The following is a 3,146-nucleotide window of genomic DNA, read 5'->3' as shown; positions in this document are numbered from 1 at the left end:
TGCTGATGCAGGATGGCGCCCAGCGTCGCAGCAAGCTGTCGCAATTCGCTTGCCGCGCCGTCATCGATCGCAAAGTGGGCGATCAGCCCGTCGAGCAGGTCCGACTTCCGCAATGGAATGAAGCGGTCACGCGCCGGCGGCAGCGATATGCCGCTAAGCCCTTCTGTCACAACGCGCTGCCCCGGCTCAAACGATCAATGCCCGACAATCTGCCGGACATCTGCGACGGGATTTAGGTTGACTTCGCCTGCCGAAGTCAAGATCGCGCGGACAACATGGTCGGCACGAAAGCGCGGCTCACGCTCGAACGGCGGCCGCGTCAGGCGGCCGCCGGTTGTATCCGCGGATTGATCACGTACTCCTTCATCACCTTGTCGGTCGCCGCGTCGATCTCGACCAGCGACACGTCGTAGGTCCAGAGATCGGCCAGATGCTGCAGCACCCGCTTGGCGTCGCTCTCGTTGAGCTGGGCGCCCTTCACCACGGTATGGCGCAGCATCAGGCGGCGATCGCCGGCGAGATCGACGTCGATCACCTCGATGTTCGGATCGATGTAGCCGACGTCATATTGCCGGGACAGCTCGCGGCGAATGCGCCGGTAGCCACGCTCGTCATGGATCGCATCGACCAGAATGCCGGCCCGGTCCGAAGGGTTGTCATGCAGGTGAAACAGCCTAAGCTGGCGCATCAGATGCGGGCTGAGGAACTGGCTGACGAAGCTCTCGTCGCGATAATTGGCCCAGACGTCACGCAGCACGCCCATGACGTCGTTGCGACCGGCGATATCGGGAAACCATTCCCGATCTTCCTCGGAGGGCTGCGTCACGATGCGCTCGATATCCTGCATCATCGCAAAGCCGAGCGCATACGGATTGAAGCCGGAGAAGCGCGGATCGTCGAAATCCGGCTGGAACACGACATTGGTGTGCGACTGCAGGAATTCGAGGAAGTTGCCGTCCGTGATCCGGCCCTGCCGATGCAGCCGGTTCATGATCTCATAGTGAACGTAGGTCGCCGTGCCCTCATTCATCACCTTGGTCTGGCCCTGCGGATAGAAATATTGCGCGATGTGGCGCACGATGCGCAGCAGCTCGCGCTGCCAGGGGGCCAGCCGCGGCGCGCTCTTCTCCAGAAAATAGAGCAGATTCTCCTGCGGCAGTCCGAGCAGCGCACGGCGCCGCTCGACGGAAAGCGTGGCACGGGTCTTGGCCGGGCCTGACGGGACCGTGCGCCAGAGATCGTTGAAAGCAGACTCCTCGTAGAGGCGGCGCTTGCCGGCGCGCTTCTCCTCCTCGCGGAAGTCGAGCTTCTTCTTGCCGGGGTAGCGGTCGACGCCATGTGACATCAGGGCATGCGCGGCATCCAGCGTCTGCTCCACCGCGACACGGCCATGCCGCTCCTCGCAATGCGAGACATAGCCGCGCGCGAATTCCAGATAGTCGAGGATGCCGTCGGCGTCGGTCCACTGCTTGAACAGATAATTGTTCTTGAAGAAGTGATTGTGGCCGAACGCCGCGTGCGCGATCACCAGCGTCTGCATCGTCGCCGTGTTCTCCTCCATCAGGTAGGAGATGCAGGGCGAGGAGTTGATCACGATTTCATAGGCGAGGCCCATCAGGCCCTTGCGATAGGACGCCTCATGGAATGCGAAGTGCTTGCCGAACGACCAGTGCTTGTAGAACAGGGGCATGCCAACCGACGAATAGGCGTCCAGCATCTGCTCGGCGGTGATCACCTCGATCTGGTTGGGGTAGGTGTCGAGCCCGAGCTCGCGCTGCGCGACCGTCTCGCAGGTATCGTGGATCCGCTGCAAGGTCGAGAAATTCCAGTCGGCGCCTTCGAAGAGCAGCTCGGTCATGAGGCGACTTTCTCCTGTGGTCCGCGACGCTGGAACAGGTCGTGGAAGACTGGAAAGATCTCGCTGCGGTCGCGCACCTTGCGCATCGACAATGGCTCGCCGCCGGCGCGCAGCTTCTCGTAGAGCGACCACAGCGCGGAATCAGGCATTTCGAACGAGTAGCCGCCGGATTCACCAACCTCGAGATAGGCGAAGAACTGCGACACCGGCAGGATGTTGCTGGTGAGGATGCGCGCGACTGCCTCGGAGTCGGAGGTCGCATTGTCGCCGTCGGAGGCCTGGGCCGCATAGATATTCCAGTCCGACGGGCGGAAGCGGGACTGAACCACCTCGTGCATGCATTGCAAGGCGCTGGAAACCAGCGTGCCGCCGGAGGCCGGGCCGTAGAAGAAGGTCTGCTCATCGACCTCCTCGGCGCGGTCGGTATGGCGGATGAAGACGATCTCGACATGGCGATAGCGCCGGGTCAGGAACACGTAGAGCAGCATGTAGAACCGCTTGGCGAGATCCTTCATGTGCTCCGACATCGAGCCGGAAACGTCCATCAAGCAGAACATGACGGCCTGCGCGACCGGCTTGGGCACCGTCTCGAAGCGGCGATAGCGGATGTCGATCGGATCGATGAACGGAATCCGCTTCGCCTTGGCCTTCAGCGCCTCGATCTCTGCGATCAGCTCGGCGCGACGGTCCTCATCCTCCTCCTCCAACAATTCGGCTTCGAGCGCGGCGATGGCCTCAGGCCGCGGCCGCCGCAGCGCTACGCGGCGCGCCAGCGCCTTGGTCACCGTGCGGCTGATCGAGATGTTGGCCGGCGAACCCGAGGTGGAGTAGCCCGCCCGCTGCAGCCCCTCGCTTTCGGCCTCGGCAAACTTGCGCTTGGCGAGATCGGGCAGCTCGAGATCGTCGAGGAACAGATCGACGAACTCTTCCTTGGTCAGCACGAAGCGGAAGGCGTCCTCGCTGTCGCCCTGCCCCGGCTGAGACCGGCGGCCGCCGCCGCCATCGGAGCGCGGCAGAATGTCACCTTCGACGAACTTCTTGTTGCCGGGCAGCACCATGTCGCGGGTGCCGCCCTCACGCCGAAACCGCGGCTCGTCCATGCCGTCAAGCGGGATCGTGACTTCCCCGCCCTCCAGTACGTCCTTAATGTCGCGATCCTGCGACGTCTTCTTGACCGCGCCCTGAACCAGCGCCTTGGCCCTGCGCAAAAACCGCTGACGATTCTCCAGACTTTTACCGCCCGGATTCAGGCGCCGATCAATGATGTGCATCTTCGATACGCCTCGCT

General features: G+C 62.9%; 3 protein-coding genes. 1 reads left to right on the top strand and 2 read right to left on the bottom strand.

From position 1 onward, the window contains the following. A partial coding sequence (locus tag WA702_RS11130; protein ID WP_425110569.1) for a hypothetical protein occupies positions 1–236 on the top strand: 236 nt, incomplete at its 5' end. An 83-nt stretch (positions 237–319) separates the two neighbouring features. Here the strand turns inward: WA702_RS11130 and WA702_RS11125 are convergent. Together WA702_RS11125 and WA702_RS11120 are read right to left on the bottom strand one after the other, a co-directional pair. Next, entirely contained in the window at positions 320–1,858 is a 1,539-nt protein-coding gene (locus WA702_RS11125; RefSeq protein ID WP_425110568.1) for a SpoVR family protein, read from the bottom strand. After that, complete coding sequence (locus WA702_RS11120; protein WP_425110570.1) at positions 1,855–3,129, bottom strand: YeaH/YhbH family protein; 1,275 nt, start codon at positions 3,127–3,129, stop codon at positions 1,855–1,857. The genes WA702_RS11125 and WA702_RS11120 overlap by 4 nt, the downstream gene beginning before the upstream one ends. Between the last annotated feature and the right edge of the window lie 17 nt (positions 3,130–3,146).

It is taken from the genome of Bradyrhizobium sp., assembly GCF_049798375.1.
GTDB lineage: Bacteria > Pseudomonadota > Alphaproteobacteria > Rhizobiales > Xanthobacteraceae > Bradyrhizobium.
The sequence above is the reverse complement of the archived record's forward strand: the minus strand, read 5'-3'. Positions and strand labels throughout refer to the sequence as shown.

What these genes read in the sequence shown, in the direction of transcription:
- WA702_RS11120 (WP_425110570.1), bottom strand. Translation starts at nt 3,129, where the DNA reads ATGCACATCATTGATCGGCGCCTGAATCCGGGCGGTAAAAGTCTGGAG.
- WA702_RS11125 (WP_425110568.1), bottom strand. Translation starts at nt 1,858, where the DNA reads ATGACCGAGCTGCTCTTCGAAGGCGCCGACTGGAATTTCTCGACCTTG.